Raw genomic sequence first — 5066 nt, 5'->3', positions numbered from 1 at the left:
CCTGATCGGCCACCAGCGCACCGACTCCGAGCACCACGCGCCGACGATGCCGGTGCACCCGTACCCCGACGGCTGCGGCAGTTGGCAGCAGGCCGACGTCCGCACCGCCCGGGACCGGCTGGGCTGGCGGCCGCGGATCGGCCTGGAGGAGTCGCTGGCGGACATCTGGATGGAGGCCGCCTGCCGCATCTGAGCCGCCTGCGGCTGCGGGCCGCCTGCCGCATCCGGGCTGCCTGCCGCATCCGGGCCGCGTCTCCGCGCAGCCTGCCGGACCCTGGCCGGGCCCCTGTCCGGACCTCCCCGGACCTGCCCGGTTGCTGGGACGCGCACGTCTCGATTGTCGGGACGGGTGTCTTGGAATGAAGAAGGGCGTGGCAGTGTTACGGGGAGAACAACCGTACTTATCCCGACCGACGGAGTCCCCGTGTCGTTGCCACCCCTGGTCGAGCCGGCCGACGAGCTCACCGTAGACGAGGTCCGCAGGTACTCCCGCCACCTGATCATCCCGGACGTCGGGATGGACGGGCAGAAGCGGCTGAAGAACGCCAAGGTGCTGTGTGTGGGCGCCGGTGGCCTGGGCTCGCCCGCGCTGATGTACCTGGCCGCGGCGGGCGTCGGCACGCTCGGCATCGTGGAGTTCGACGAGGTCGACGAGTCGAACCTGCAGCGCCAGATCATCCACAGCCAGGCGGACATCGGCCGTTCCAAGGCGGAGTCCGCCAAGGACAGCGTCCTCGGCATCAACCCGTACGTGAACGTCGTCCTTCACGAAGAGCGGCTCGAGGCCGAGAACGTGATGGAGATCTTCAGCCAGTACGACCTGATCGTCGACGGCACGGACAACTTCGCGACCCGGTACCTGGTCAACGACGCCTGCGTGCTGCTGAACAAGCCGTACGTCTGGGGCTCGATCTACCGCTTCGACGGCCAGGCCTCGGTGTTCTGGTCCGAGCACGGCCCCTGCTACCGCTGCCTCTACCCGGAGCCCCCGCCGCCGGGCATGGTCCCCTCCTGCGCCGAGGGCGGCGTGCTGGGCGTGCTCTGCGCGTCCATCGGTTCCATCCAGGTCAACGAGGCGATCAAGCTCCTTGCGGGCATCGGTGAGCCGCTGGTCGGCCGCCTGATGATCTACGACGCCCTGGAGATGCAGTACCGCCAGGTCAAGATCCGCAAGGACCCCAACTGCGCGGTCTGCGGCGAGAACCCGACGGTCACCGAGCTCATCGACTACGAGGCTTTCTGCGGCGTCGTCTCGGAGGAGGCCCAGGAGGCCGCCGCCGGTTCGACGATCACTCCCAAGCAGCTCAAGGAGTGGATCGACGACGGCGAGGACATCGACATCATCGACGTCCGTGAGCAGAACGAGTACGAGATCGTCTCGATCCCGGGCGCGCGGCTGATCCCGAAGAACGAGTTCCTGATGGGTTCGGCCCTGGAGGGCCTGCCGCAGGACAAGAAGATCGTCCTGCATTGCAAGACGGGTGTCCGCAGTGCGGAAGTCCTCGCGGTGCTGAAGTCGGCGGGCTTCTCCGACGCGGTCCACGTGGGTGGCGGCGTCATCGGCTGGGTCAACCAGATCGAGCCGCAGAAGCCGGTCTACTGACCGGACCCCCGTCCGCCGGCCGGCGGACCTGACCAGGCCCACGGCGTCCGATCGTCCCGGACGCCGTGGGCTTCGTCGTCTGCTCTGCCCCCTTGGTGGGTCCACGGGAACCTGTGTGTCCACGGGAACCGGCCGGGGGCGTGCGGTGTCGAGTTGTGGCATGGACACAATCGAGCACGGGGTGGTCGGCCGAGAGCCCTCCGATCCGGAGCAGGAGACCCGCTCCTGCCTTCCCTCGGCGGGCGCCGCGCTGTGGGGAGCCGCCGCGGGCGCGGGCGGCTGGTGGCTGGCGGTGTGGGCGCGTTCCTACTGCGACGCGGCCTTCGAGCCCGCCGGGGTCTTCGTCCTCAACGCCGAGTTCCCGATGATCGTCACGGGCGGGGCACTCCTCGGGCTGATGACGCTGGCGCTCGGACGGCGTCTGGCGCCCGGCCGGACCGCCGGGCGCACGGGGGTGAGGATCGTGCTGGTGGTCGTCGCGACGGTGGGTCTGGGCTGGTGGTTCTTCGCGCACGAGGGAACGCTCGACGGATATCCGGGCGACTCCGGGCTCTGCCCGGCGAGCAACGTCCCCCCGCAGTGGCCGGACTGGATACCGGCCTGACCTCCTCCGCGCTCCCGGCGGCCGGTCAGCCGCAGACGGTGCCGGAACGGGGGACCTTCCCGTCCAGGAGGTAGCCGTTCACCGCGTCCTGGACGCAGGTGTCGCCACTGTCGTAGGCGCCGTGGCCCTCGCCGCGGTAGGTGATCTCGACGCCGACCCCGGGCCCGAGGGCCTGGGCCATCCGCCGGGCGCCCTCGTACGGCGTCGCCGGGTCGCCCGTGTTGCCGATGACCAGGATCGGCGGCGCGCCCGGAGCGCTGACGTCCGGATGGTCGGCGGCGCCCGCCACCGGCCAGTCCGCGCAGTTCAGCATCGACCAGGCCAGGTAGTCGCCGAACACCGGCGAGGCCTCGCGGAACCGCGGCAGCACCCGCTGGACGTCGGCGACCGTGTACCGGGGCTTGTCGTCGGAGCAGTTGATCGCCGTGTTGGCCGCCACCAGGTTGCTGTACTCGCCGCTCTGGTTGCGCCCGTTCATCGAGTCGGCGAGGGCCAGCAGCGTCCGGCCGTCACCGTCGTACGCCTCGTCCAGCGCCTGGGTCAGGTACGGCCAGAAGTCCTGCGAGTAGAGGGACTGGGCGATGCCGCCGGTGGCGGCCGTCTCGGTGAGCCGACGGGGGAAGATGCCCGGCAGCGAGCGCTCCTCCAGGCCGGCGAGGAGCTGGGTGATCCGCTCCTTGATGTCGTCGGCGTTCGTGCCGATCGGGCACTCCTCCTGCGGCTTGGAGGCGCAGTCCTCGGCGAAGTTGTCCAGTGCCCGCTGGAACCCCCGGGCCTGACCCAGCGACCCCTGCTCGGGGTCCTGCGTCGGGTCGACCACGGCGTCGAAGACGGCCCGGCCCACCTTCTTCGGGAACAGGTGGGCGTAGACGCCGCCCAGTTCGGTGCCGTACGAGACGCCGAAGTAGTACAGCTTGTCGTCGCCGAGGATCTCCCGCATCAGGTTCATGTCGCGGGCCGCGTCGGTGGTGCGCACGTAGGGGAGGACCTCGCCGGAGTTGTCCTCGCACGCCTCGTTGAAGTCGCGCAGACCCTGCGTGTACTCGGCGCGTTCCTGGGCGTCGTCGGGCGTGCCGTCCTTCTGGAAGAACGCGTCCAGCCGGCTCGCGCTCTCGCACTCCACCGGTTCGCTGCGGCCGACCCCGCGCGGGTCGAAGCTGACCAGGTCGTAACGGGTGCGCAGCGTCTCGTACTCCGGGCCGAAGGCGGGCAGGGAGGTGACGCCGGAGCCGCCCGGACCGCCGAAGTTGAAGATCAGGGAGCCGATGCGGTCCTTCCCGCCGCCGGTGGAGCGGACCCGGATCAGCTCGATGCCGATGGTCTCGCCCTCCGGCTCCGACCAGTTCAGCGGCGCCCGCATGGTGGCGCACTGCCAGTCGCCGCCGCGGGGGAGCGGGGACGGTGAGGCGCCGCCGCCCTGCGCCTCCGAGGGAGCCGGGCAGTCCTCCCACTCCAGGGACTGCTTCCGCACGTCGCCGCCCTCGTCGCCGCCACAGGCCGTGAGGGCTCCGGCGGCCAGGACGGCCGAGGTCAGCAGGGCTGCGGTGCGGGTCCGGGAGGTGTAGGGCATGCGGCCATGGTGCTGCCCCCCGGCGGCCGCCGCGCGGGCTCGGGACCCGTCCGGGTTAACCGGAGACCGGGAGGGGACCGGGCGGAGACCGGGAGGGAGCCGGTGCGCACGCCCGGGCGCACGCCGGGGCGGGATGCCGGGACCGCGCGGGCCCCGGTGTGCGCCTCAGAGGGCTCCGCGACGGGACAGGTGGCTGAAGCACAGCCAGCCGGGGAGCACCGGCAGCCACAGGGTGAGCAGACGGAAGAGCAGCACCGCGGGGACCGCCACCTCCTGCGTCAGCCCCACCGCCACCAGGCCGAGGGTCAGCGTGGCCTCCACCGCGCCGATGCCGCCCGGGGTCGGCGCGGCCGAACCGAGCGCGTTGCCGGCCAGGAACACCACCGCGACGCTCGCCAGGCTCACGCCGGTGGTCCCGCTGCCGAACGCGCGGGCCGAGGCGTCCAGGCAGAGGACGAAACAGGTGGTCAGCAGGAGCATGCCGCCGATGCCGGTGGCCAGCTTCTGCGGGCGCTGCAGCACGTCGAGCATGCGCGGCACCACACCGGCGAAGAGCGAGCGCACCCGGGTCGCCACGAACTTCCGCAGGAACGGCACCGAGGTCACCACCAGGACCAGCACCGCGACCGTCAGCAGACCGGCGATCACCGTCCGGGAGGGCGACAGGGACGGGGTCTTCTCGATGCCGGTGAGATAGCCGACAACCAGCAGGAGCAGGATGTGCGCGCCCAGCCCGAAGAGCTGGGAGGCGCCCACGCTGGCCACCGCCAGACCCGGCCGGACCCCCGCCTTCTGCAGGAACCGGGTGTTCAGCGCCACGCCGCCGATCGCCGCCGGAGCGACGATCTTCACGAACGAGCCGGCCACCTGCGCGGAGACGGTGCGCCAGAACGGCACCCGCTCGGGCACGAACCCGAGCAGCGACATCGCCGCCGCCACGTAGCTGAGCGCCGCGAACAGCGCCGCCGCGGCCACCCAGCCCCAGTGCGCCTGGGAGATCAGCGACCCGAACGGGACGTGGGCGAGCTGGGAGAGCAGGAAGTAGGCGCCGATCGCGCCCGCGATGAAGGTGATCAGCGTCCGTGGGCGGATCCGCTCCAGGCGGGCCGGTTCCACCGGGGCCTGCGGGCGGATGCGGAGCACCTCGTGGCGGATCTGGGTGAGCAGGTCCTCCTCGCGGGCCTCCTCCAGGGCCTCGTCGACGGCACGCTTGTCGGCGCGCTGCTCGGCCTTGAGGGTCTTGCGGTCGGCGGCCGTCGCGCCCCCGGCGTCCGCCTCCCGCTCGGCCG

General features: G+C 71.7%; 4 protein-coding genes and 1 pseudogene. 3 read left to right on the top strand and 2 right to left on the bottom strand.

The window, feature by feature from the left end; genetic code table 11:
* The 3 genes and pseudogenes from HW445_RS17995 to HW445_RS17985 form a co-directional block, all read left to right on the top strand.
* Nucleotides 1-193: pseudogene (locus tag HW445_RS17995) on the top strand (reductase); the annotation flags it as partial.
* 231 nt (nucleotides 194-424) lie between these two features.
* On the top strand, nucleotides 425-1603 hold the full coding sequence (gene moeZ / locus HW445_RS17990; protein ID WP_151771384.1) for an adenylyltransferase/sulfurtransferase MoeZ: 1179 nt from the start codon (nucleotides 425-427) through the stop codon (nucleotides 1601-1603).
* 160 nt (nucleotides 1604-1763) lie between these two features.
* Complete coding sequence (locus HW445_RS17985; protein WP_180222025.1) at nucleotides 1764-2207, top strand: hypothetical protein; 444 nt, start codon at nucleotides 1764-1766, stop codon at nucleotides 2205-2207.
* Nucleotides 2208-2232: 25 nt separating this feature from the next.
* Here HW445_RS17985 and HW445_RS17980 read toward each other — a convergent pair whose 3' ends face one another.
* A complete protein-coding gene (locus HW445_RS17980) occupies nucleotides 2233-3777 on the bottom strand; it encodes an alpha/beta hydrolase (RefSeq protein ID WP_180222024.1) in 1545 nt (514 codons plus the stop codon).
* A gap of 165 nt (nucleotides 3778-3942) precedes the next feature.
* Nucleotides 3943-5066 (bottom strand): lysylphosphatidylglycerol synthase transmembrane domain-containing protein (locus tag HW445_RS17975; RefSeq protein ID WP_180222023.1); only part of this gene is annotated, 1124 nt, incomplete at its 5' end.

Origin of the sequence: Streptomyces sp. UH6 (assembly GCF_013421635.1) — a bacterium.
Classification (GTDB): domain Bacteria; phylum Actinomycetota; class Actinomycetes; order Streptomycetales; family Streptomycetaceae; genus Streptomyces; species Streptomyces abyssomicinicus.
The sequence above is the reverse complement of the archived record's forward strand: the minus strand, read 5'-3'. Positions and strand labels throughout refer to the sequence as shown.